We start from the raw sequence: 22,980 nt of genomic DNA, 5'->3' as shown, positions 1-22,980 counted from the left end.
GGACGGGGCGGGGCACGGGCTGATCGGCGTGCGCGAGCGGGTGGCCCTGTTCCAGGGCCGGCTGTCGGCGGGGCCGCTGCCCGGCGGCGGGTACGGCGTCCGGGTCACGCTCCCGCTGGCCGCGCGGGTCAGGCCGGGCGAGGTGGTCACGTGAGCGTCTCCGTCATCCTCGCCCCCGATCCGCCGGAGATCCTCACGCTCACCGCCCACGACCCCCGACGAGAACCTGCAAGGGCGGCTCCCCGCTCATGGTGTCGCCGCCCGAGCGGCTGTCCGGCGCGATCCGCACGGCGGCCCGACCCGTAAGGATGCCGTGACCGCCGGGCGACCTCGGATGGTTACCTTCGGTCATATGCACAGTAAGAAGCTCGCCGTCGTCGGCGTGGCCACCCTGGCGGCTCTTGCCGCTCCGGCGGTGGCGCACGCCTCCCCCGACACCTCGGTGACGGTGACCGTGATGGGCACCTCGGACCTGCACGGCAACACCCTGAACTGGGACTACTTCAAGAACACCAAGTTCACCGACAGCAAGGGCAACGACGTCGGCCTGGCCAAGGTCTCGACGCTGGTCAACAAGATCCGCGCCGAGCGCGGCGCGGACCGGACCCTGCTGTTCGACTCCGGCGACACCATCCAGGGCACGCCGCTGGCCTACTACTACGCCAAGATGGAGCCGGTCGACGAGACGGGCGGCCTCCACCCCATGGCCCGCGCGATGAACGCCATCGGGTACGACGCGGTGACCCTGGGCAACCACGAGTTCAACTACGGCCTGCCACTGCTGGCCACGTGGGTGCGGCAGATGAAGGCCCCGGTGCTCGGCGCCAACGCCGTCCACGCCAGGACGGGCCTGCCCGCCTACCGGCCGTTCACCATCAAGACGATGAAGATCAAGGGCGAGAAGCCGGTCCGGGTCGGCGTGCTCGGCCTGACCAACCCGGGCGTGGCGATCTGGGACAAGGCCAACGTCGAGGGCAGGCTGCGCTTCACCGACCTGGTCAAGAGCGCCAGGAAGTGGGTGCCGGTCATCCGCGGCCTCGGCGCGGACGTGGTCGTGGTCACCGCGCACGCGGGCGACAGCGGGATGTCCTCCTACGGCGGCGACCTGCCCGTCGAGAACGCCTCGGCCATGGTCGCCGAGGAGGTCCCGGGGGTGGACGCGGTGCTGTTCGGGCACGCGCACAACGAGGTGGCCCAGAAGTTCGTCACCAACAAGGCCACCGGCCGGCAGGTGCTGCTCACCGAGCCCGCCAAGTGGGGCCAGCGGCTGAGCGTGATCGACTTCCAGCTCACCAAGAAGCGCGGCAAGTGGGCGGTCACCGGGAAGTCCTCCACCACGCTGAACACCAACACGGTGGACGAGGACCCGAAGATCGTCGCGCTCATGAAGGAACAGCACGACACCACGGTCAAGTACGTCAACACGGTGGTGGCCCAGTCGAAGGAGCAGCTGTCGGCGGCCGAGTCGCCGTACAAGGACACCCCGATCCTGGACTACATCCAGAAGGTCCAGACCGAGACGGTGCGCAAGGCCCTGGAGGGTACGGCCGACGCCTCGCTGCCGGTGCTGTCGATCTCCGCGCCGTTCAGCAGGAGCGCCACCTTCCCCGCCGGGCCGGTGAGCGTGCGTGACATGGCGGGCCTGTACATCTACGACAACACGCTGATGGCCGTGAAGCTCACCGGGGCCCAGCTCAAGGACTACCTGGAGTACTCGGCCCGGTACTACAACCAGCTCGCGCCGGACGCCCCGGTGGACCTGGCCGCGCTGACCAACGCCAACGGCACCCCCGACTACAACTACGACCAGCTCTCCGGCGTCACCTACGACGTCGACGTCGCCAAGCCGGTCGGCCTGCGGATCGCCGGACTGTCCTACCAGGGGCAGCCGGTCGCCGCCGACCAGCAGTTCGTGGTCGCGATCAACAACTACCGCCAGTCGGGCGGCGGCGGCTTCCCGCACGTCACGACCGCTCCGGTGGTCTACAACGCGCAGGTGGAGATCCGCCAGGCGCTGATCGACTACGCGACGGCGACCGGGGTCATCGACCCGGCCGGGTTCGCCGAGGCCGGCTGGAAGCTGACCCGGGACGGCAAGCCGCTCTTCTGAGGTTCCCGCGCGTCCCGGAGCCGCGGCACCGGGACGCGCGGCGGAGGTCAGCCCCGCGGGGGGACGTGGTGCAGGAACACCGTCTCCCGGTCGCCCTGCAGCCGGACGTCGAAGCGGTAGGACCGCTCTCCCGAGGGCGAGGCGACCAGCGTGCCGCGCCGTACCGGGTCCAGGCCGGCCAGGAACGGCGCGTCGCCGGTGAGGTAGACGCGGGTCCAGACCGGCTTGAGCAGGCCGCGGGCGAAGACCAGGAGCGGGATGTAGGTGTCCGGCCTGGCGGTGCGGAAGCGGTAGGAGCCGTCGGCCTCGGTCGGGCAGCGCCCGAACAGACCCGGCTGGCAGATCTCCAGCAGCGCGTCGGGCACCGGCTCGCCCGCGCCGTCCAGGACCCGGCCGTGCAGCTCGATCGCGTCCGGATGGTCCTCGGACACCGCGAAGGGCCCCTCGGCGTACGGCAGGGCGTACGCGAAGAACGGGCCCACCGTCTGCGACGGGGTCGGGGGCAGCGACGGGGCCGGCATCAGTCCTCCTCGAAGGGGGTCGCACCCAGCACGACGTCCCACTGGTAGCCGAGCGCCCATTCGGGCTCGGTGGTGTCCAGGTCGAAGGCGCAGACGAGCCGCTCGCGGTCCTCCGGCCGGGGCACCGACTGCAGGATCGGGTCATGGGCGAACAGCGGGTCGCCGGGGAAGTACATCTGGGTGATCAGCCGCTGGGTGAACGCGGTGCCGAACACCGAGAAGTGGATGTGCGCCGGCCGCCAGGCGTTGGGGTGGTTGCGCCAGGGGTAGGCGCCCGGCTTGATCGTGACGAACCGGTAGCGGCCGTCGGCGTCGGTCAGGCAACGGCCGGAGCCGGTGAAGTTGGGGTCCAGCGGGGCGGGGTGCCGGTCCACCGGGTGGGCGTACCTGCCGGTGGCGTTGGCCTGCCAGATCTCCACCAGCGTGTCCGGCACGGCCCGGCCCCGGCTGTCGAGGACCCGTCCGGTGACGATGATGCGCTCGCCGATCGGCTCGCCCTCGTGCTGCCTGGTCAGGTCGTGGTCCAGCGGCCCGACCGGCTGGTGGCCGTAGACCGGGTCGAGCAGTTCGGCCGCCTCGGGGTCGAGGGCGGGCCGCACCGGCGGTCGCGCGGGCGCGCGCAGCACGGTGCTGCGGTAGGAGGGGGTGAGGTGGTGCGGGTGCGGGTCGTCAGTCACGGGGTGCTCCGAAGTCGAAGGGCAGGCCGACGTAGTTCTCCGCGAGCGTGGTCGCGGCGGCCTCCGAGGAGGTGACGTAGTCGAGGTGGGAGGTCTGCAGGCGCCGGCCGTAGGCGTCGTCGGTGTCGAAGGTGTGCAGCAGCGTGGTCATCCACCAGGAGAAGTGCTGCGCCCGCCAGACCCTTTTCAGGCAGGTGGCGGAGTAGGCGTCCAGCAGCTCGGTGGAGCCCGTCGCGTAGAGGCCGGCCAGGGCCTCGGTCAGCACCCGCACGTCGGCGACGGCCAGGTTGAGGCCCTTGGCCCCGGTCGGCGGCACGATGTGGGCGGCGTCCCCGGCGAGGTAGAGCCTGCCGTAGCGCATCGGCTCGGCGACGAACGAGCGCATCGCGGACAGGTCCCTGGAGATGATCGGCCCCTCGGTCAGCGCGAACCCGGGGACCGTCTCCAGCCGCGCCCGCAGCTCCGCCCAGATCCGCTCGTCCGGCCAGTCGTCCAGCGAGGCGTCCGGCGGGACCTGGAGGTAGAAGCGGCTGATCTCCGGGGAGCGCATGCTGTGCAGCGCGAAGCCCCGGTCGCCGCGGGAGTAGATCAGCTCCTCGGCCGACGGCGGGACCTGGGCGAGAATGCCGAGCCAGGCGAACGGGTAGTCCCGCTGGAAGATCGACAGAACCCCGTCCGGGATGGACGGCCGGCAGACCCCGTGGAACCCGTCGCAGCCCGCGATGACGTCGCAGTCGAGGCGCTCCCCCTGGAAGGTGAGGTAGGGATCGGCCTCAAGTGAGTGCGGGACGACGTCCGGGACGTCGAAGAGGATCTTCCCGCCGTCGGCCAGCCTCCGGGCGATCAGGTCCTTGACGACCTCCTGCTGGCCGTACACGGTGATGGCCCGGCCGGGGACGAGCCTCTCGAACGGGATCCGGTGCCCGGCCCCGCCGTACCGCAGCTCGATGCCGTGGTGCGGCAGTCCCTCGGCGCGCATCCGCTCGCCGACGCCCGCCTCGTTGAGCACGTCCACCGTTCCCTGTTCCAGCACGCCGGCCCGGACGCGCTGTTCGACGTACTCCCGGCTGCGCGCCTCCAGCACGACCGAGTCGATGCCCCGCAGGTGGAGCAGATGGGACAGCAGCAGCCCGGCGGGGCCCGCCCCGACGATGCCGACCTGAGTTCGCATGGGCCGAGCATTCCCCACCGGCCGCGATATCCGTACTCCCGGCTTCCGCTCAGCGGAACCCGCCGCCGGAGCCACGGGCCGCCGGAGCCACGGGCCGCCCGGCCCGGACGGTCCCCGGCCGGCGCCCTCGTATCCCTCGGCCCGGCCGCGGGCGTTTCTCAGCCCGGTCGCGGGCGTCCCTCGGCCCGGCCGCAGGCGTCCCTTAGCCCGGCCGCGGGCGTTTCTCAGCCCGGCCGCGGGCGTTTCTCAGCCCAGGCGCGAGGTGAGGATGCCGGCACGGGCGAGCTGCACCTGGCGGGCCTTCTTCGCCGCGTAGCCCAGCAGCGGGCCGTTCCACGCGTGTACCACGAGCGTGTCCTCGACCTCGGTCCCGCCGTCCTTCTCGGTCAGGGCGAACCGGTAGTCCAGCCGCACCCCGCCGGGACTGTCCACCTCCCCCTCCACCGTCCGCGGCGTGCTGCGCAGCGTCACCTTGATCAGGTTGTCGTATTTGACCATGCCGAGGAACCTCAGGCGCTCGACCGAGGTGTAGCGGGTCTCCTCCCCGTTCTGCCGGACGTCCTTGACCGCGATGACCAGTGGAGAGAGCCCTACGTAGCTCTGCGGCTGGCTCAGGTGCGCGTGGAGCGCCGCCGGCGTGTTACGGACGTGGAAGGTATGACGAAGCGTGGCCTTTGGCACCGTTCTGCCCCCGTATGAAGATCTTTACTGGGAGACAGTAACGGGTTCGGCCATGTACCACCTGGCATGTTGCTCACCTCGTGTGAGGGAATCGAGCCTGCGGGGCAGTTCGCGGCGGGAGAAGGGGTCGGCCCCGGCGTTGCGGATGTGGATGCCCACGGCGTACATGTCCCGGACCTCCATGAGGGTGGAGTAGCCCGGCCAGGAGCGCAGGTCGCTGCCGTAGGCGTCGGCGAAGGCGTCGACGTCGGCGGCGGTCAGGCCGAAGCGCCGCTGGCCGTGGTAGGTGTGGACCAGGTCCCACTCACGGGGGCCGACCGCGACGCCGTCCCAGTCGCAGAGCACCACGTGGCCGTCGGTGCAGCGCAGCAGGTTGTCGATCCAGGCGTCGCCGTGCAGCAGCACCGGGGAGCCGTCCACGCCCAGGCCCGACCAGCGCTCGGTCAGCTCCGCGATGCGGTCACGGAGCCAGGCCCGCTGGCAGGGGGTGAGCTCCTCGGAGCGGTCCACCGCGTGGCGCACCTCCGACAGCGGGTCGGCGAACCGCTTCAGCGCCACCGGCGGCACCGGCAGCAGGTGCAGGCTGCGCAGGATCTCGCCCAGCTCCGTGGTGGTGGGACGGCCGCTGGCCGGGACGTAGTGCCAGAACGTGACGACCCTGCCCTCGTGCGCCACGGGCTGCTCGGAGATCTCGTCGGCCGGGCGGACCGCGGGGAAGCCCTGCTGGGCCAGCCAGCGGGCCACCGCGAGCACCACCGGCAGGCGGGTCAGCGCGTTGGGCGCGGTGGCGATCCTGACCACGATCTCGCTGCGCAGCTTGAAGACGGCGTTGCTGCGCACCCGCAGCAGCTCGGCGTCCCTGTGGTCGATGCCGAGCTCCTCGCAGACGTCACGCAGCACCGCGAACGCCTCCTCGGCGAGCGGGCCGCCCATCAGCTGACCGGCGCGGCGTCGGAGAGCAGCTCGGTCAGGCGGCGCACCGCCACCGCCTTGTGCCGGGTGGGCGGCACCTCCGACAGCAGCGCCCGCGCGCGGTTGAGGACGATGGAGGTGCGGTGCTCCGGCGGCACCTGGAGGAGGGCCTTCTGGGCCAGATGGCAGGCGTCCTCGACCTTGCCGTCGCGGATCAGGTGCGCGGCCTGGTCGAGCAGGATGAGCACCGGGTCGATGGCGTAGGGCCCGGAGGGGCCGGGCGACCAGTCGACCTCCTCGCCCAGCTCGATCAGGGTGCCGATCCGGTAGAACTGCAGCCGCCGCTCCGAGAAGCGGAAGGCCAGGTGGTCGTGGCCCTCCGGAGGCATCCTGGCGAAGATCCTCTCCGCCTCGGCCAGCGCCACCCGGGCGGCCTTGTGCTCGCCCATCCTGGCCAGTGCCCGCGCCTCCGCCGCCGCGCCGAGTGCCGCCGGCGAGCTGGGCGCGCTGCCGGCGAGCATCCTGGCCTCGCGTGCGAGCCGTACGGTCTCGGCCAGGTCGCCGTAGTAGTAGGGGAGCATCGCCTGCTGCGCCCGGACCAGGGCGCGCAGCCGCAGGTCGCCCATGTCGTCGGAGGCGGTGCGGGCGGTGCCGTACCAGGCGTGGGCCTGGCGGGTGTCGCCGAGCTTCATCAGCGCGTCGGCCGACAGCAGCGCGAGCATCACCGTGGCGTTGAGCAGGCGGCGGTGGGTCATCGCGGGCTGGCGGGTGGCGGAGAGCGTCCGCACGTCCGACAGCTCCAGCATCAGCCGGTAGAGCATCGGCAGCGGGGCGCTGGTGATGTATTCGCGGCGGTAGCGCAGCACCTGCTCGTCGAGCCGGTCGAGCTGCTCCTCGGAGACGGTGGTGAGGGCGAGCGTGCGGTCCAGGTCCTGGCGGGTCCGCTCGACCTCGGCGAGCAGCCGGCCGCTCATCGCGGACCGGGAGCCGAGCAGCGCGTGGTGGAACAGCGCGCGGCGCTCCATGTCGTCGTCGAACCGCTCTTCGGCCGGGTACGGCGGGCGGCCCTCGACGCCGGAGACGACCACGACCTTCGTCCCGCCGTCGTCCTCGCAGTAGTCGCCGGCCAGGCCGAGCCGTACGGCGTTGGCCCGGTAGAGCCGTGCCAGCAGGTCGATGGTCTGCGGCCGGGGCCTGGCGCGGTTGTTCTCCCACGCGTTGAGCAGGTCGATGCTGGCCCGCGCCTCACCGAGATCCTGGCGCTCGCACAGTTCCTCCAGCTCCTGGACCGACTGCCTGGCCGACCACCCCCGGGCCAGCCGGTGCGCCTTGAGCAGGCTCACCCCGCAGCAGCCGTGGATGGCCTGCGTCGTCTGCCACGGTGTCCACTGGCGGGCCCCGGCCTGTTCACGCCAGCGCCGGGCGCATGCGGGGGAATGCTCACCTCGGGCCACGGCGCCTCCCGGTCGCTGTTTACACAAGATTAACGAGAGCGCACCACAGCGTAAGCGTGCCTGTGCATTGCATTCCCTTTATCCGCAGGTTTTCCACGGAACATCGGTGAGTTTCCGGTCTATTCCACTGATCCTGCCCCAGCCCGGCCGGAAGCCGATTGCCTGAGCTGCCGCGAAACCGCACTCTGCAGAGAAGAAAAGCCACCAGCGTCCGCCAGGAGTGATCCGGATGACGGCAGAGCACGGCGAGGCCGTCGACCATCTGCGACGGCTAGCCGCCCAACTCGAGGCGCACTCCTTCCAGGTGCGCCTCAAAGCGCCCGCGGGACTCTTCCCGCGCCTCCACGTGATCAACCCGATGGTCCCCGCCATGACAGAGGACGTCCTCGCCGCCCACGAGGCCGACGGCGAGTGGTGGTTCTGGCTGTCCTGGGCCGGCCGCATCGGACACGCCGAAGATGTCGCCACAGCTGCGGAACGTGTGGCTAGTGTGCTTCATGTGATACGCAGATAGGTGATTCTTGGGCTCCACATGGGTAACACCCGGTGATCAAGCCCCAGAAGGGAGCGCGACCGTGAAAAGGATCCAGGTCATCCAACGCCCGCGTCCGCCGCGTGAGCCCGCGCCGCTCGATCTACGGAGCCCGTCGGGGAGGCAGCTGCCTTTCTAGCGGCGCCTTTCCAGCGGCCCGGCCCCACAATGCTCTCCGAGAGCCCGGACAGGGCGGAAGACGGTAGTCTCGGATCACGCGATACATAGTGGTGGGAGCCGGGGCGGTCGGCGGGACCGTTACCCGCGGGGCACCGACGGCCTCTCCGGGCAGCTCGCCGCCGACCTCGTAGGAGCCCGTTCGTCGGCTCCGCTGTACTCGACGTGATGCGGTGGAAGTACGCCAAGTCGCCGGAAAACCTGGGCAACGCCTGCACACATCGATTCTCAGCACCCTTCGTCATGTCCACAGCCCGAACGAGTTCGGACTTACTCATCTAGATGCCACATTGCGCGCTTGTCCTCGTGCGCGAGGGGTAGCGGCTGCCGCAAGGGGCATGACGTCTCGGTGAGTGAGTCTTCGGAGTCCGGTTACCGTCATGGTGACGGGCTGACGCAGCCCCCGGTGGAGCCGGAGCCTGATCTTGAGGATGCCTTCGACCGTCTGGTCAGTGAGGGATCGGCGCGGTTGGCGCGGCCGTGGTCGACGTTGGTGGTGACCGGCCTGCTCGGTGGGATCGATGTCGGCACCGGCGTGTTGGCGTACCTGCTGGTCGAGGAGGCGACCGGGTCGGCGATTCTGGCCGGACTGGCGTTCAGCATCGGTTTCGTCGCGCTGTTGCTGGCCCGTAGCGAGTTGTTCACCGAAAACTTCCTGGTACCAGTGGCCGCGGTCGCGGCCCGGCATGGATCTGTGAGCGGACTGGTTAGGTTGTGGGCGGTGTCGCTGGTGGCCAACCTGGCCGGTGGGTGGGGAATCGCTTGGTTGATCATGCAGGCCTTTCCCCAGCTGCATTCGACCGCTGTGGAGGCCGGCACCCACTTCGCGGATCTGGGGATGAACCTGCATTCGTTCTCTCTCGCGGTGCTGGCCGGCATGGTGATCACACTGATGACCCGGATGCAGCACGCCACCGACAATCTCGGGGTCCGGTTGGTGCCCGCCGTGTTGTTCGGCGCTCTGCTGGCCGGCGGTCAGCTGTTCCACAGCGTGCTGGACTCGATCCTGATGTTCACTGCCCTGATCACCGGCCGGGCTCCGTTCGGCTACCTGGACTGGTTGGCAGCGTTGGGCTGGGCCGTCATGGGCAACCTCGTCGGCGGTGTCGGGCTGGTGACCTTCCTACGGCTGGCGCGGGTGCCGCACCGCCTCGCCGAGGAACGCGGCCACCACAGCTGACAGCGTGACACGGCCGCCCTGGCCCCGCAGAGGCTGGCGCTGCGAAGCCGTCGCCTTGCAGCGTATGACGCAGCCGGCGACAACGATGACCCGCTCGGCACCCCCTTCGACCACCTCGCGGCGGACGGGGCGCACCGTGTTCAGCGGCACTGAATCCCATAGCCGATCATGAGTCCGACCCGCTCACCGAGCGGTCCGGCCTGCTGATCATCGCCGACAGGGGCTACGTCTCGGCCGGACTCGACGCCTACCTGGCCGAACGAGGCGTGCGGCTGCCGCGGCCGTCCTATCGCGATCGTGCTCCCCGGTCTGACGGCGGTTCCCCGAGTCAACCTGATGGTGGTTTCCTCGGTTGTTCTCGCCGGTCAGATGTGTGGTGGGGGCGGGGGCTCGAAGGCGAGGCGACCCGGACCGCAGCGAAGCGAGGGCTGGAAGCGAGCGGCGGCCTTTGGCCGGTCCAGATGTCATCCGCAAAGAACGGACCACGCCGGATGGTTCGGGCATGGGCCCGACAATGGGCTGTCGCCCCGGGAGACCGGCATGCCCTCCTGCCCCGGCGGAGCCTAACCTGGAGCCGTGGAGGGATTACTGCTGCGCCTGTCGACTCTGGACGCCGACGCGGAGAGTGCCGTCCGCGTCATCGCGTACTTCGACTCACTGGTGCGCAACCACGCGAGCGTCTCGGTGCTCCTCCAGGCGACGGCACGGCTGACGCAGTGCCCCGTCGGCCTCGTCGACTCGGTCACGGGCAGACGGATGCGGGTGTCGTCCCCCGGTGGCGCCGTCGAACGGTCCGACGCGCCGACCGGGCCGCCGGCCGGCCGGCCGCTCGGCTCGTCCCTCGGCAGCGTGTGGATCGAGCGTGAGGGGCCGGCGCACGGGCTCGACGAGATCGTGCTGGAGCGCTTCGCCGGAGCGGCGGAGGTCACGCTTGAGCGGGCGGCCGCCCTGGCACAGGCGGGAAACGACCCGGCCCTGGTGGAGCTGGTCCTGTCGGCCGACGCCGGCGAGGCCGAGCGGGCGCGGGCGCTGCGCCTGCTCGGTTTCGGCCCCGCCGCCCGGGTCCAGGTGCTCGCCGGTCCGGCCGGCGACGGCGCCGCCCTCGCCGCCCACCTGCGCGCCGCCGGCATCACGCCCGGACCGCCAGGATGGGCGACACCGCGGCGGTGCTGGTCAGCCCCGTGGTGGACCGGCTGCCCGGGACGTGGCGCGTCGGCGTCGGGCCTCCGGTGGACGGAGCGGACGTCGCCGGCTCCTGGACGGGTGCCTGGACCGCCCTGCGCTTCACCGGCCCGCACCCCGCGGACCGGGTGGTGAACTGGGCCGACCTCGGAGCCCTCGCCCTGTTCGCGACCCATGTGCCGGACGAGGCCATCTCCGGCCTCGCCGACGTGCGGGCCGTTGAGGAGCTCTCCCGCAGGCCGTACGGGGCGGAGGCGCTGGAGGCGGTGCGGGCCCTCTGCGCGGAGGGGTCGGTGCGCCGGGCGGCCGCCGCCGTGCACCTGCATCACAGCTCGCTGGCCGCGCGCGTCGCACGGGCGGAGGCCGTTCTCGGCTTCTCCCTGGCCGACCCCGCGGGCCGCCTCCGGGCGCACCTGGCCCTCCAGCTCGTACGGCTGCGCCCGGCCGTCAGCGGAGCAGAGCCCGGCGCAGCGCGACCACCCGCTCGGCGGCGGCCCGGCGGCTGATCTCCGTGTCGGGCAGCACCATGTCGAAGCCGTGGAAGGCTCCCGGATACAGGTGGAACTCGGTGGAGACGCCGGCCCGCACCAGCCGCTGGGCGTAGTCGACGCACTCGTCCCTGAAGACCTCCAGCTCGCCGACGTCGATGTAGGCCGGCGGCAGGCCCGACAGGTCGGTCGCCCTGGCGGGCGCCGCGTACGGCGACACGCCGTCCGTGCCCGCGTCGTCGCCGAGCAGCGCGGCCCAGCCGAGGAGGTTGGCGGCCCTGTCCCAGACGATCGCCTCGGTGAACTCGTGGCTGGACGGCGTGGTGTTGCGGTCGTCGAGCATCGGGCAGATCAGCAGCTGGAAGGCGAGCTGGGGGCCGCCCCGGTCGCGGGCCATCAGCGCGGTCCCCGCAGCGAGGCCGCCTCCGGCGCTGACCCCGGCCACCACGAGGCGCTCGGGGTCGATGCCGAGCTCGGCGGCGTTCTTGGCGGTCCAGGCCAGGCCGGCGTAGCAGTCCTCCACCGGCGCCGGGTGCGGGTGCTCCGGCGCGAGGCGGTATTCGACCGAGATGACCACGCACCCTACCTGGAGGGCGTACTCCACCAGCCGCAGGTCCTCCATTTTCACGCTGCCGAAGATCATCCCGCCGCCGTGGATCCAGTAGATCCCCGGGAGCGCCTCCCGTCGGTCGGCGGGCCGGTAGATCCGCAGCAGGATGTCGGGGTCGCCGTCCGGGCCCGGCACCACCCGGTCCTCGACCACCACGCGGTCGTCCCGCTCCAGGGGGGCCATCGCCGCCCGCGCCGCCTCCGCCTGGACGCGGAGGCCGGGCACGTCCTCCGGCCGCACGCCGCGCAGATCGATCACCGGGAGCGGGGCCTCCGCGAGGGCCGCGGCCAGTCCAGGATCGATGGTCGGATGTAGCGCCATGTCACTCACCTCTGGATGGTCACCGATGGGATGAAGGCGGCGTGCCGTACGCGTGATCGGCCTTGTCCCCGAGCATGCGTGAAACCGCGGCCGTCCCACAACCGCAACATGGCCGCGATGAGCGGCCGGATGCCCGCCAATTGGCGGTCATCCGGCCCGGCCGGCACCGTCATCCGCGCGACGCGTCGTGCGGGTCACGGGCGCGCGGTCCCGCTCCCGCGGGGGCGACGGCGGCGGGACGCAGGGCTCCGGCGAGGAGGGCGCCCGTCAGCGTGATGACCGCGATGAGACCGAACGTGGCGGTCAGCGAGGTCACGTCCGCGATCCAGCCGGTGACGGCGGGGGCCATGAGCCCGGACAGGTAGGTGATCGTCGCGACTCCGGCGACCCCCAGGCTGGGCGTCGCGGTGGCGTTGCCCCCGGCGGCGAAGCACAGCGGCACGATCACGGCCACTCCCAGTCCGAGCAGGGCGAACCCGATGATTCCCAGCACCGGGGTGCGGGCCATGACGATCACGGCTCCGCCGAGGGTGGCGAGCAGGCCGCCGACGCGGACGGTCACGACCGGTCCGAGTCTGCGGACTGTCAGGTCCCCGGCCAGCCGGGTGACCGCCATGGCCAGAGCGAAGATCGCGTAGCTGGCGGCGGCGACGCCGGGACCGGCGCCAGTGACGTCCTTGACGTAGACGGCGGCCCAGTTCATGCTGGCGCCCTCGGCGAAGGTGGCGCAGAATCCGACGGCTCCGATGGCGAGGACCGCCCGCGAGGGCGCGGCGAACCGGGGCGGCGCCTGCTCGCCCGGCTCGGGCCGGATGTCCAGCAGGCCACGGCTCGCCATGACTCCGAAGACCAGCAGGGCCAGCGCCGCCACGGAGTGGTGGACACGCGCGTCGATCCCGGCGTGTGCCGCGACCACCCCGAGTCCCGCGCCTGCCAGGCTGCCCACGCTCCACATGCCGTGCAGCCCGGACATGATCGAGCGCTCCAGGCGCCGTTCGACGATCACTCCCTGCGCGTTCATCGTGACGTCGCACATGCCGGCCGCCGCGCCGTACGCGAGGAACGCCGCGCACAGCCAGGGCAGCCCGGGAGAGAGAGCGGGAAGGGCCAGCGCCGCGCACCACAGGGCGATCAGGACCCGGGTGGCGGCGCGGCCCCCGTAGCGGTGGACCAGCCGCCCGGCCATCGGCATGGCGACGAAGGCGCCGACGGCGGGGCAGAACAGGGCGAGTCCGAGCGCGGCCGGGCCGAGCTGGAGGTGCTCCTGCAGCCACGGGATGCGGGTCGCCATGCTTCCGGAGACCGCGCCGTGGGCGGCGAACACGGCCGTGATCGCGATGCGGGCACGTTGATTGTCGTTGCGCATGATGCTAGAAATTAACAGGAAGGCTCCCTGATTAAAAGAGGACGGATGAAGACCGCGACCCCACAGATGGCCCGGGCGATCAACGACCGCCTCGCCCTCGACCTGCTGCTGGAGCACGGAACCCTGACCGCTCCCCAGCTACGGGCGCTCACCGGGCTGTCCCGCCCGACCGTGTCGGACCTCATCGAGCGCCTGCGGGTGAACGGGCTGATCGCGGTCGTCGGTGAGAGCGGCGAGGACCGGCGGGGGCCGAACGCCCGTGTCTACGGCATCGTGGCCGACCGCGCCCACGTGGCCGGGGTCGACGTACGGCGCGACACGGTCGACGTGACCGTCGCCGACATCACCGGCCGGACCGTCGGCTCCGCCACGCGCCCGCTGAAGACCGCACGCCCGCTGGACACCGCACGCCCACCGAAGACCGCACGCCCGCTGGACACCGCACGCCCACCGAAGACCGCACGCCCGCTGGACACCGCACGCCCACCGAAGACCGCACGCCCGCTGGACACCGCAGGCCCGCTGGACGCCGCAGGCCCCGCCGGGGCCGGACGCCCGCCCGGAGCGGGCCGGTCCGTGGAGCCCGGACGTTCCGGGGAGCCCGGCGACGACCTGGTCACGATCATCGCCGGCACCGTCGCGGAGGCGGCGGGCCACAGGAGCCTGCACGCGGTCGTCGTGGGCGCCCCGGGAATGGTGAACCCGCACAGCGGGGAGCTGGCCACGGACAACGGCGTGCCCGGCTGGCGGCCGAACCTGCTGCAGTCCCTGCGCCACCGGATCGACGCACCGGTCACCCTGGAGAACGAGGTCAACCTCGCCGCCGTCGCCGAGCACCGGATCGGGTCCGCCCGGGGACGCAGGGACTTCGTCCTGCTCTGGCTGGACGACGGGGTGGGCGCGGCGGTCACCCTGGACGGAAGGCTGCGCCGGGGAGCCTCCGGGGGCGCGGGCGAGGTCGGCACTCTCGGCCTGCGGGGCGGGTCGTTCTGCGACCTGGTGAGCACCGAGTTCATCGAGGGCCTCGACAGGGACTCCCTCGCGGCGAGGATCGCCGAGGGCGCCTTCGCCTCGGTCGCCGTCCTCGATCCCGGGCTCGTCGTCCTCGGCGGGGAGACGGGCCGTTCCGGCGGGGACGCGCTGGCCGCCCTGGTGGGCGAGCGCCTCGCCGCGCTCTCCCCCGTCCCGACCCAGGTCCGCCCGAGCACGGTGGAAGGCAACGCGATCCTGCACGGGGCCCTTCTCACCGCCCTGTCCATCGCCCACCGCGACGTCTTCGGCGAGGTGCCGGCATAGACCGGACGGCCCCGGTCCCCTAGATCGCTGATGTGAATTTGGGTCAGTGGTCGTAGGCAGTCAGAGACCGTTTCACGGGTGCGCCGATGTTCCAGTTGTGCCAGATAGCGGCGTTGAGGGCGAGGATGCGTTGGCTGATGCGTGCCCAGAGGCCGTCTGGGTGGCGGGCGTTGTGGCGTTCAAGGCCGAGCTGGTTCTTCAGTGTCCAGATGATCGCCTCGATGCGCTGACGCAGCCAGCCGGGAAATGGCAGGGCGCGTGCGGGCTCGTCTTCGCGGGTCGGCCGGATCAGGAGATGGCCCAGATCGGCGGCGGCCTTCTCGATGCCGGCTCCGGCGAATCCCTTGTCGCACACGATCGGGCATGGCCCGTCGGCTATCTGGTGGACGTGCAGCAGGTGCAGGGCCTGCTTGCGTTCATCGAGCTCTTTGGGGTGGGCCAGGCTGAAGCCGGTCACCGCGCCGTCGGCGGTGGTGATCAGCATCAGCTTGGCGCCCCAGTAAAAGGCGTGGTGGGACTTGTCCATGCCGTATCCGGCGATCTCACCCAGGTGTGATCTGTTGACCGTCACCCGCGAGGCGCCGCAGCGGATCGGGGTGCCGTCCATCAGTCGTAGCGGCTCGTGCCAGGCCGGGATCTGGCGGGCCAGCCACAGCGCCGCCGCTGACATGGCCGGCCCCAGATCACGCAGTTGCCGGTTGTACTGCGACTGGGACGGCAGTCTGGGGAACAGGTGCCCGATCCGGCCGGCCGCCATCCGCATCCAGCGGCGTTCGTCATCACAGCGCAGCAGTACCTGCGCCACTGCCACGACCACCGCCTCGGCCGGGGTCAGCACCGGCGGCCGGCCCCGCCCTCGAGGTCGGCCCCGCGAAGGCATCACGTGATCGTCCAGATGCACATAGAGTGCGGTTAGAAGGGCGTCCAAGTCAGTCTTCACACACCGACCATGGACGCCCTTCGTCATGCCTGCAGCCGATCACCGAATTTCACATCAGCGATCTAGGCGGCCTCAAGCGCCTCGGCGACGGAGGGGAACACCTCGAACACCTGTGTCAGGCCGGCCAGGCTGAGCCGTCGCGCCAGGTTCCCCCGGATCCCGGCGATGATGAACCGGACCCCCTCGACCTGCCCGTGGTGGCGCGCCTGGAGCAGTTCGCCGATCCCCGAGGAGTCGCAGAAGGTGAGGGCGGAGAGGTCGAGGATGAGAGTGCGCGACTGCAGGGCGTTCCACGCCCTGTTCATCTCCGCCCGTAACACCGGGGTGTGGTAATGGTCCAGCTCACCACTGGCCTGCACGACGAGCGTCGTGCCGTGCAGTCCGGACGTGGCGGTGAAACCCGACTCCGGTTCATTTCCCATGAACATGATCAACCTTCTACCCCGGCCTCTCCCAGCTATGTAACTTTCTCATATGGGACAAGTCGTTCCGGCGGGCCGGCGGCGCGGATCATTCCGGCCCCCGTACGGCACCCCGCGGACCCATCCGATTCAACTCTCGGCGGGGGACACGCCGACCGCATCCTCCACCGTGCCGAGTCCGCCGGACGGCTCCCCGCCGTGCGGGTTCACCATTCCCGAGGCGGCGGGACCGTCGCTCCGCGGGGCCGGCGAGATCCGGAGGACCTCTCCCCCTTCTGTCTGAAGTGCCCAGGGCATACGGGACTATTCCGGCGCCCTCCGGTGAGGTGACCCGGACCCCGCCGGAAGGGGCCGCGGGGCAGGCACACTGGGAGGATGGCTGGGATGCGAAACCCTCGGCTGGCGGCCGTCGCGCTCATCGGGACGGCTCTCGCGGCGGCGTGCGGCTCAGGCCGTACGGCACTGCCCGACCCCTCGCCGAGCCCCGCGGTGTCGCAGAGCCCGGCGCCGGACCGCACGGCGCCCGGGAGCCCCGCGCCGAGCCGTACCGTGTCCGGAAGCCCCGCGCCGAGCGGTGCGGCCACCGGGGCGGTCACCGCCTCGACCGCGTGGGCCGCCACCGCGGTCACCGACCTGCCGGGGAGTTCCGCGCTGCTCGACGTGGCGGCGACCGGCCCCCGCGACGCCTGGGCGGTCGGATACAAGGACAGCGCCGAGGACCGGGAGGGCGCGCCCGCCGTCCTTCGGTGGGACGGGAGCCGCTGGCGTGAGATCCCGCTGACGGGAGACGACGTCCACCACCTGGAGGGGGTCAGCGCGGCCGGGCCGGACGACGTGTGGGTGGTGGGCAACGGCCCGAGCGCGTTCGCCGCGCACTGGGACGGGCGCCGCTGGGCGCGGGAGAAGCCCTTCGGGGTGGTGGAGGACTACCGGCTGGCGGACGTCGCGACGACCGGCGGCACGGCGTGGTTCGCCGGGAACGGCCCGTCGAAGGCGGTCGTCCTGGAGTGGGACGGCCGGGAGTTCGGCAACGCGTTGAGCACCGGCGGCGCCTTCAACGCGATCACCGCCAAGGAGGGGCACGTCTGGGCGGTCGGTTCGAGCGAGAACCACATGCCGCTGATCTGGCACGGCACCGCCGACGGCGTCTGGGAGTCCTCACCGGCGCCCGAGATCCCCGGGGGCAGGCTCAACCGGGTCTGGCAGATCTCCCCGTCGGAGGTGTGGGCGGTCGGGGAGGTCACGACCGGCCCCGACGACCGGGCGGGGCGGCCGCTGGTCCTGCGCTGGGACGGATCGATCTGGAGCCGGGTGGAGGTGCCGGTCCGTCTCGGCGCCCTGCACGGCGTCACCGCCTCCGGGCCGGGCGACCTGTGGGTCAGCGGGATCGACGCCGATCACGCGGGGCAGGTGCTCTTCCTCCGTTTCGACGGCGCGAGGTGGTCGCGGGAGTACGGCCCGCTGTTCCGGGTCCACCGGGAGGACCAGCAGTACGAGGAGACCGACGACGTCAACCACACCGGCATCGCCCGGGTGCCGGGCACCACCGCGCTGTGGGCGGTGGGATCGGTCGGCGTGGGAGACGACGAGGACGACTTCGTGCTCCGGCACTGAGACCGCCGGCGATCCGGTGGAGCGGGGCGCGGCCTCCGGGAGGCGTGCGTAACTGTCGGTGGGCTGACGTAGTCTCTCTCAAACTCCAACAAAAGGGAGTATGAGATGAAAAAGGTTCGAATCGTCCAGAGGCCCCGTCCGCCCCGCAAGCCGCCCGCCCCTCTCGACCTGCGCACGCCCTCAGGACGGCTCCTGCCGTTCTGAGGCGCCCCCGGAGCCGTCCCGCCCCGCCAGGAACAGCCGGTTCACGAACCACAGAACCACGCCCACGGCGACCAGCACGCCCGCACGGATGTAGACGTCGCCGCCGCGCCCCGTGACGGGCAGCGCCAGAACGAGACAGACCACCGCGCCCAGCGCGGGCATCCAGCTCGGCGCCCGGTAGTGCCCGTGCTCCACGACGTCCTTACGGAGGACCAGCACGGCCACGTTGACCAGCGCGAACACGCACAGCAGCAGGAACACCGTCGTGTCCGCCAGGTTGCTCACGTCGCCGGTGGCGACCAGCACCGCCGCGATGCCGACGGTGAACACGATGGCCACCCACGGGGTGGACCTCGTGGGATGGACCGCCGCGAAGACCTTCGGCACGATCCCCTGACGCGCCATGCCGTACACCAGGCGCGAGGCCATGATCATGTTGATCAGCGCGGTGTTGCCCACCGCGAGCAGCGCGATCAGCGCGAACAGCTTGGGCGGGAAGGCGAAGCCCGCGACCTTGACGACCTCCAGCAACGGGCCGGTCGAGCTCTCCAGCGTCTCGGTGTCCACCAGCATGGTCGCGGTGAACGCGACCGCCATGTAGATCGCCGCGGCCACGACCAGCCCGCCGAAGAGCGCGCGGGGGTAGTCGCGCTGCGGGTCCTTGGACTCCTCGGCGAGGTTGACCGAGTCCTCGAAGCCGAGCAGGGCGTAGAAGGCGAGGGCGGTGCCGCCGAGGACGCCGAGGAACGCGCCGTTGGCCGGATGGAACTCCAGCGCCCTCGCGGGCTCGCCGTCACCGGCCAGCAGGGCGTAGACCCCGATCGCGATGATGACCAGCAGGCCGAACGCCTCGATGACCGTCAGCACGACGTTGACCTTGATGGACTCGGAGATCCCGGCGAAGTTCACCAGCGCCACGATGCCGAGGAAGATGAACGCGCCCACGACCACCGGCATCGTGACGAACTCGGCCAGGTATTTGCCGCCGAACGCGCGGGCCGCGGCGCTCGCCGAGGTGATCCCGCTCATCAGTACGGCGAAGGCCACGATAAAGGTGACAAAAGGAATATTGAACGCTTTATTAGCATAAAGCGCCGCCCCGGCGGCCTGCGGATACTTCCCGACGAGCTCGGCATAGGCGGACGCCGTCAGCGCGGCCAGCACGAAGGCGACGAGGAACGGCAGCCACAGAGCCCCGCCGACGTATCCCGCCACCTTCCCGACCAGGGCGTATATTCCCGCGCCGAGGATGTCTCCCACCACGAACAACAGCAGGACCTTGCGTCCGATCACCCGCTTGAGCGAGTGCTGGGCCGGACCAGAGCCAATGATCGCCTCAGCCATACCCTCCCCTTACCCATCGCAGCAGAATAATCACACGGCGTCACAAGAACCTGCTTCTGTAAGCGGCATGAAAGTGATCCGCAAGGAGGGTGCCTACAGTTTGATCTGTCACGAAATGCAATGAAAGGCAGAAATGCTTAGCGTCCTCTCCTCCCGCCGTATCGCCGTCACCGTCGCGGGAGCCGCTCTCATCTCCATGACCGCCGCCTGCGGCGGTAGCGCCAACGCCGAGGCCTGCGCCAGCGCGACGAAGCTGATGACGGACTACAGCAGCGCCACCGCCGCGAACCTCACCGATCTGGAGAAGTACAAGGCGGCGAACCAGAAGCTCAGCGAGGACCTGAAGGCGCTTGCGGGCACGACCGACGGCGACCTCGCTGCCGCGCTGAACGACCTCTCCACCAGCATGGGCGGCCTGAAGATCGACGAAAAGGACCCGGCCGCGTTCGCCGCGGCGGTCCCGGAGTTCACCAAGAAACTGACCGAGGCGGGTGCCAAGCTCCAGACCACCTGCGCCTGATGACCTGTGCCTCCCGGGGAGAGGAGGCACTTCCGGCACGGCCGTCGCTCCGCCTGCGGGGGGCAGCGCGGCGCGACGGCCGTGCCGAACATCTCCCGGAGCCCCTGCCCCGCACGGCAGGGGCTCTCGCCTTTACCGCCCGCCCGTACGGCCCGAGCGGGCCTCCTCGTAGCACTGCTCGAAGCCCTCCAGCACCGCCGGCCAGGAGCTGCGGACGGGCTCGGTCTCGCGGTTGTGCTCCGCGATCGCCTCGCGCAGCTCACGGTCGTGGACCAGCCGGGCGACCGACGCCACCAGGTCCTCGAAGCTCTCCCCGAGCAGCCCTTCCTTGCCCGGCCGGACGAAGTCGGCCACCCCGCTCTGGGACCGCGCGACCACCGGGATACCCGACGACCTGGCCTCCAGCGCCGCCAGCCCGAATGACTCGCGGGGCGCCGGGGCGACGAACACGTCCGCCGAGGCGAGCAGATCGCGGATCTGCCCGCGGCTGTAGCGTCCGGGCAGCGACACCCAGCCGCCCATCCCGTTGGCGCGCAGGTAGCGCTCCATCTGCGAGCGCGCCGGGCCGTCCCCGACGATGGTCGCCCGCATCGGCGTCTCCCTCGGGACCTGGGCGCGGGCCTCCTTCAGCAGCCTGAGCAGCCGGACCGGCTGCTTGCGGGGCGCCAGCCGCCCCACCGCGACGACGTGCACGGCCCCGTCGCCGGGCCCGTGCCGTACCGGGGCGGAGGAACGCCAGCCGGAGACGTCGAGCCCGTTGGAGACCACGTGCACCGGCACCCGGCGACCGGCGACCGCGCGGATCGGCAGGGCCGCGGCCTCGCTCACCGCGGTGCCCACCAGCCCCCAGCGGTGCCATTCGAACAGCAGCCGCAGGCCCCGGTAGACGCCCCGGGTGACCGGGTCCCACATGCTGTGCACGGTCACGACCACGGGCAGCCCCAGTCGGACGGCCGCGCGGACGCCCATCCAGGCGAACGGCGAGACCGCCCCCGTGTGCACGTGCACCACGTCGGGGCGGCGCGCCCGCATCAACCGCAGCAGGTGGCCCACCCCGAACGGATGGACCGGCAGATCAAAGGGGAGTTTCGCCACGATCCGGTACACGCCGGGCAGGGGGTCGCCCGGGGTGGCGGTCGCCACCTCGACTTCGTGACCCGCCTCCCTCTGCATCCGGACCAGATCGCCGACCTGCACCTCGATCCCGCCGAGGCGCGGCAGGTAACAGTCACTGACGTGGAGGATCCTCACCGTGCCAGCGTAGCCCCGCGTGAGATCATGCCTGCGTGCCCGCAGGGGCGGGCACGGACCCGCCCGAACGGAGTGAGCAGCAATCGACACCGTCAAGACAGCCGTGTTCTTCCACGCCCATCCCGACGACGAGGCCCTGCTGACGGCGGGCACCATGGCGATGCTCGCCGCCGAGGGGCACCGGGTGGTCCTCGTCGTGGCGACCTCCGGGGAGCGCGGCCAGGCCGACCTCGAACCCGGCGAGGCGCTGGGCGCCGCGCGCATCGCCGAGCTGTACAAGTCGGCGGCGGCGCTCGGCTGCGCCCGGGTGGTGAACCTGGGCTACGGCGACTCCGGCCTGGCCCCCGGCGGCGGGATGGCGCAGGACCGGCCGGACAACGCGTTCATCGACGCCGACGCCGAGGAGGCGGCCCGGCGCCTGGCCGCGATCCTCACCGAGGAGGACGCCGACCTGCTGACGACGTACGACCCGGCCGGAGGCTACGGGCACCCCGACCACGTCCAGGTCCACCGGGTCGGCGGCCGGGCCGCCGAGATCGCGGGCACCCCGATCGTGCTGGAGGCCACGGTCAACCGCGACCCCCTGCTCAAGGGGCTCCGCCTGATCCGCAGGTTCTACCCCCAGCTCGACATCCGCTCCTTCGAGCGGGCCTACTCCCCCGGCGGGACCATCACCCACCGGGTCGGCGTGCGGCGCTTCGCCCGCCAGAAGCGGGCGAGCATGGCCGCCCACGCCTCCCAGGCCACCGGCGCGGACACCCGCACGCTGGGCGCGATGCTCAAGATCCCCCAGCCCCTCTACCGTCTCGTCTTCGGCACCGAGTGGTACGTCCGGCGCGGCCTGCCGCCCGGCACGAGGCTGAGGCACCCGTTCGAAGTTCCTCCCAAAGGATGAGCCGCAGACCGGCACACTTGGTCGAGGGGGTTACATGAAGAACAAGTGGGTCCAGATCGGACTGTCGGTCGCATCTCTGGCGCTCGCCGCCACGCTCGTGCGCTTCCTGCCGCAGATCGTGGCCGCCCTGACCGGCAAGCACGTCTCCTGGACGCAGATCGGCGCCCAGTTCGCCAGGCTGAGCTGGCAGATGGTCGCCCTGATGGCCGTCGTCTGGCTGGCGAGCCTGCTGGCCTACACGTTCGTGCTGACCGCCTCCCTGCCCGGCCTCACCCACTCGCAGGCCCTGACGCTGAACGCGGCCGGCAGCGCGGTGAGCAACCTGCTCCCGTTCGGCGGCGCCGCCGGGGTGGCGATGACGATCGCGATGACCAAGGGCTGGGGCTTCCCGTTACGGGCCGTCGTGGTCTCCACGCTCTCCAGCGGCATCTGGAACACCATGTTCCGGTTCGTCCTGCCCGCCGTGGGCATCGTGGCCCTGCTGCTCAGCGGGCAGGAGCTCAGCCCGGCCGTGACCAACGCGGGCTGGGTGGGCTCGCTGTCCCTGCTGGCCCTGGTCGTCGTGGTGGCCGCCGCGCTCTACTGGGACCGCGCCGCCGCCGTGCTCGGCCGCGCCCTCGACGCCGTCGCCCGGCTGCTCCCCCGCGGGGTGCGCCCCGCCGAGCACACCCTCTCCCGGGCGCTGGAGAAGCTGCGCGCCGACACCTCCGAGGTCGTACGGCACCGCTGGCGGGGACTGACCCTGGGCATGGTCTTCTTCCTCGGGCTGCAGTGGCTGCTCCTGGTCTGCTGCCTGCAGGCCACCGGCGCCTATCCGGGGCTGGCGCAGTCGATCGCGGTGTTCGCCCTGTCCAGGGTGCTGACCACCGCCCTGGTCACCCCGAGCGGGACCGGGATCATGGAGGCGGGGACCGTCGGCGCGCTGGTCTTCTTCGGTGCGCCGCTCGATTCCGCGACCGCCGCTGCGCTGCTTTTCGGCTTCTGGACCTACACTGTCGAAATCCCCTTCGGCGGCCTGGCGCTCGGCGCGTGGGCGCTTCTGCGCCGGCGTGAGAACGCCGCCTCGGCCTCCGACAAGGAGCCCATCAGCCGCTAGATTGGGAAATACCTTG

General features: G+C 71.4%; 22 protein-coding genes and 1 pseudogene. 11 read left to right on the top strand and 12 right to left on the bottom strand.

Translation table 11 applies throughout. The features are described 5' to 3' along the window. Positions 1-352 precede the first annotated feature (352 nt). Positions 353-2,110, top strand: coding sequence for a bifunctional metallophosphatase/5'-nucleotidase (locus CA984_RS16330; protein WP_086573032.1), 1,758 nt, complete (start codon positions 353-355; stop codon positions 2,108-2,110). A gap of 47 nt (positions 2,111-2,157) precedes the next feature. On the opposite strand, the gene CA984_RS16325 is transcribed toward CA984_RS16330, so the two are convergent. The 6 genes from CA984_RS16325 to CA984_RS16300 all read right to left on the bottom strand — a co-directional run bounded on the left by CA984_RS16325 (position 2,158) and on the right by CA984_RS16300 (position 7,526). After that, entirely contained in the window at positions 2,158-2,631 is a 474-nt protein-coding gene (locus CA984_RS16325; protein ID WP_086573027.1) for a peptidase associated/transthyretin-like domain-containing protein, read from the bottom strand. Then, a complete protein-coding gene (gene pcaH, locus CA984_RS16320) occupies positions 2,631-3,308 on the bottom strand; it encodes a protocatechuate 3,4-dioxygenase subunit beta (RefSeq protein WP_086573025.1) in 678 nt (225 codons plus the stop codon). Before pcaH ends, CA984_RS16325 begins: the two co-directional genes overlap by 1 nt. Beyond that, positions 3,301-4,479 (bottom strand): 4-hydroxybenzoate 3-monooxygenase, encoded by a 1,179-nt coding sequence (locus tag CA984_RS16315; protein WP_086573022.1) that lies wholly within the window; start codon positions 4,477-4,479, stop codon positions 3,301-3,303. Before CA984_RS16315 ends, pcaH begins: the two co-directional genes overlap by 8 nt. Before the next feature lie 246 nt (positions 4,480-4,725). Beyond that, complete coding sequence (locus CA984_RS16310) at positions 4,726-5,160, bottom strand: SRPBCC family protein (protein WP_086573019.1); 435 nt, start codon at positions 5,158-5,160, stop codon at positions 4,726-4,728. A 24-nt stretch (positions 5,161-5,184) separates the two neighbouring features. Beyond that, positions 5,185-6,093: a phosphotransferase enzyme family protein gene (locus tag CA984_RS16305; RefSeq protein ID WP_086573016.1), complete on the bottom strand. Its 909-nt coding sequence runs from the start codon at positions 6,091-6,093 to the stop codon at positions 5,185-5,187. After that, positions 6,093-7,526 (bottom strand): helix-turn-helix domain-containing protein, encoded by a 1,434-nt coding sequence (locus CA984_RS16300; protein WP_086573014.1) that lies wholly within the window; start codon positions 7,524-7,526, stop codon positions 6,093-6,095. Before CA984_RS16300 ends, CA984_RS16305 begins: the two co-directional genes overlap by 1 nt. A 229-nt stretch (positions 7,527-7,755) precedes the next feature. On the opposite strand from CA984_RS16300, the gene CA984_RS16295 reads away from it, so the two are divergent. From CA984_RS16295 to CA984_RS47170, 5 genes and pseudogenes are all read left to right on the top strand, one after another. Further along, the gene (locus CA984_RS16295; protein WP_012894020.1) at positions 7,756-8,040 is read left to right on the top strand and encodes a hypothetical protein; all 285 of its coding nucleotides are present in this window, start codon (positions 7,756-7,758) and stop codon (positions 8,038-8,040) included. A 544-nt stretch (positions 8,041-8,584) separates the two neighbouring features. Then, a complete protein-coding gene (locus CA984_RS16290; protein ID WP_242675987.1) occupies positions 8,585-9,415 on the top strand; it encodes a formate/nitrite transporter family protein in 831 nt (276 codons plus the stop codon). A gap of 182 nt (positions 9,416-9,597) precedes the next feature. After that, positions 9,598-9,723: pseudogene (locus CA984_RS49270) on the top strand (IS982 family transposase); the annotation flags it as partial. Between the two features lie 268 nt (positions 9,724-9,991). Continuing rightward, a complete protein-coding gene (locus tag CA984_RS16285) occupies positions 9,992-10,732 on the top strand; it encodes a hypothetical protein (RefSeq protein WP_207620896.1) in 741 nt (246 codons plus the stop codon). Beyond that, complete coding sequence (locus CA984_RS47170) at positions 10,729-11,103, top strand: helix-turn-helix domain-containing protein (protein WP_207620895.1); 375 nt, start codon at positions 10,729-10,731, stop codon at positions 11,101-11,103. The genes CA984_RS16285 and CA984_RS47170 overlap by 4 nt, the downstream gene beginning before the upstream one ends. Here CA984_RS47170 and CA984_RS16280 read toward each other — a convergent pair. Together CA984_RS16280 and CA984_RS16275 are read right to left on the bottom strand one after the other, a co-directional pair. Beyond that, complete coding sequence (locus CA984_RS16280; RefSeq protein ID WP_086573012.1) at positions 11,045-12,016, bottom strand: alpha/beta hydrolase; 972 nt, start codon at positions 12,014-12,016, stop codon at positions 11,045-11,047. The genes CA984_RS47170 and CA984_RS16280 overlap by 59 nt on opposite strands. A gap of 169 nt (positions 12,017-12,185) precedes the next feature. Next, complete coding sequence (locus CA984_RS16275; protein ID WP_086573009.1) at positions 12,186-13,382, bottom strand: MFS transporter; 1,197 nt, start codon at positions 13,380-13,382, stop codon at positions 12,186-12,188. A gap of 45 nt (positions 13,383-13,427) precedes the next feature. Between CA984_RS16275 and CA984_RS16270 the strand changes: the two genes are divergently transcribed. Beyond that, a complete protein-coding gene (locus tag CA984_RS16270) occupies positions 13,428-14,678 on the top strand; it encodes an ROK family transcriptional regulator (RefSeq protein ID WP_086573007.1) in 1,251 nt (416 codons plus the stop codon). A 43-nt stretch (positions 14,679-14,721) separates the two neighbouring features. Here the strand turns inward: CA984_RS16270 and CA984_RS16265 are convergent, their stop codons facing one another. Next, positions 14,722-15,618, bottom strand: coding sequence for a transposase (locus CA984_RS16265; RefSeq protein WP_086573004.1), 897 nt, complete (start codon positions 15,616-15,618; stop codon positions 14,722-14,724). 62 nt (positions 15,619-15,680) lie between these two features. After that, positions 15,681-16,040, bottom strand: a complete 360-nt coding sequence (locus CA984_RS16260) for an STAS domain-containing protein (protein ID WP_165781275.1) — start codon at positions 16,038-16,040, stop codon at positions 15,681-15,683. Positions 16,041-16,424: 384 nt separating this feature from the next. Between CA984_RS16260 and CA984_RS16255 the strand changes: the two genes are divergently transcribed. Continuing rightward, the gene (locus tag CA984_RS16255; RefSeq protein WP_133061682.1) at positions 16,425-17,654 is read left to right on the top strand and encodes a hypothetical protein; all 1,230 of its coding nucleotides are present in this window, start codon (positions 16,425-16,427) and stop codon (positions 17,652-17,654) included. 180 nt (positions 17,655-17,834) lie between these two features. On the opposite strand, the gene CA984_RS16250 is transcribed toward CA984_RS16255, so the two are convergent. Continuing rightward, positions 17,835-19,202, bottom strand: coding sequence for an APC family permease (locus CA984_RS16250; RefSeq protein WP_086572995.1), 1,368 nt, complete (start codon positions 19,200-19,202; stop codon positions 17,835-17,837). Positions 19,203-19,335: 133 nt separating this feature from the next. Here CA984_RS16250 and CA984_RS16245 point away from each other — a divergent pair, with 133 nt between their 5' ends. Continuing rightward, positions 19,336-19,722 carry a hypothetical protein gene (locus tag CA984_RS16245; RefSeq protein ID WP_086572993.1) on the top strand — a complete coding sequence of 129 codons (387 nt, stop codon included), beginning with the start codon at positions 19,336-19,338 and terminating at the stop codon, positions 19,720-19,722. A 132-nt stretch (positions 19,723-19,854) separates the two neighbouring features. Here the strand turns inward: CA984_RS16245 and CA984_RS16240 are convergent, their stop codons facing one another. Further along, complete coding sequence (locus CA984_RS16240; protein ID WP_086572990.1) at positions 19,855-20,973, bottom strand: glycosyltransferase family 4 protein; 1,119 nt, start codon at positions 20,971-20,973, stop codon at positions 19,855-19,857. 103 nt (positions 20,974-21,076) lie between these two features. Between CA984_RS16240 and CA984_RS16235 the strand changes: the two genes are divergently transcribed. Both CA984_RS16235 and CA984_RS16230 read left to right on the top strand, forming a co-directional pair. Further along, positions 21,077-21,868: a PIG-L family deacetylase gene (locus tag CA984_RS16235; protein ID WP_086572987.1), complete on the top strand. Its 792-nt coding sequence runs from the start codon at positions 21,077-21,079 to the stop codon at positions 21,866-21,868. A 34-nt stretch (positions 21,869-21,902) separates the two neighbouring features. After that, the gene (locus tag CA984_RS16230) at positions 21,903-22,964 is read left to right on the top strand and encodes a lysylphosphatidylglycerol synthase transmembrane domain-containing protein (protein ID WP_086572984.1); all 1,062 of its coding nucleotides are present in this window, start codon (positions 21,903-21,905) and stop codon (positions 22,962-22,964) included. Positions 22,965-22,980: the final 16 nt, after the last annotated feature.

This window comes from Streptosporangium minutum, assembly GCF_002149035.1.
Taxonomy (GTDB): domain Bacteria; phylum Actinomycetota; class Actinomycetes; order Streptosporangiales; family Streptosporangiaceae; genus Streptosporangium; species Streptosporangium minutum.
Note: the sequence above shows the minus strand (reverse complement) of the source record. Positions and strands in the feature narration are given on the sequence as shown.